The 633-nt window shown below is 59.4% G+C and carries 2 protein-coding genes; both read left to right on the top strand.

What is annotated here, in order from left to right; all coding sequences use genetic code 11:
• Nucleotides 1–224, top strand: a 224-nt coding sequence (locus tag ACZY1I_RS32170; protein ID WP_463761702.1) for a hypothetical protein, incomplete at its 5' end; no start/stop codon positions are given.
• 183 nt (nt 225–407) lie between these two features.
• On the top strand, nt 408–572 hold the full coding sequence (locus tag ACZY1I_RS32175) for a hypothetical protein (protein ID WP_463761704.1): 165 nt from the start codon (nt 408–410) through the stop codon (nt 570–572).
• The last annotated feature ends 61 nt before the right edge of the window (nt 573–633 follow it).

Raw genomic sequence — 633 nt, forward strand, 5'->3', positions numbered from 1 at the left:
CGCACAGAGACAACGGTGACCTCACCACTCAACCGAGCGCAGCCACGGACTACATCCCCGCCACCGTGCAAGCACTGTTCTGGCAAGAAGGAGTCGAAGACGCACCCCGGCACAAACAAGCCAACGCCATCCGCCACTGGCTCACCACCCACCAAATGACACCAATCATGGAGTACTCCATACGCATACATGGCTTCTCAGAACTCCTCGACCCGCAGCGCTAACGATCCGCAGAGACCTAAACCAGGAACGTCGACCGCGACGGTGGTGAGACAGGAACTGATCGACCTCGAAATCTCTAGAAACGAGACACGCTGGCGGGCGCGAGGTTCGTTCGTTGGTTGGAGCGTCGCCCTCACCAGCTATGAGGTGGTGACGAATCGGCCCGAAGGTCAGCTTGCCTGTCCTTGGCCAACCTGGACCGTGAGCTGGCGTTCATCGTGACAGACCAGGCCGACTGGAACACCACCATGCGGTTAGGCCTAGGCCTCAACAGCGCACTGCTCATGGAAGCATTCCGCTGTGAGCTGATCCTTCGGTTCTCCGCGCCCGAATGTGTCAGCGGCGGCTGAAAATTGACCCCCTGGCGGCACGTGAAGATTGACCCCCTGGTGGTGTGGTGGTGATGTTTAG

It is taken from the genome of Mycobacterium sp. IDUB_37 (genome assembly GCF_055419245.1).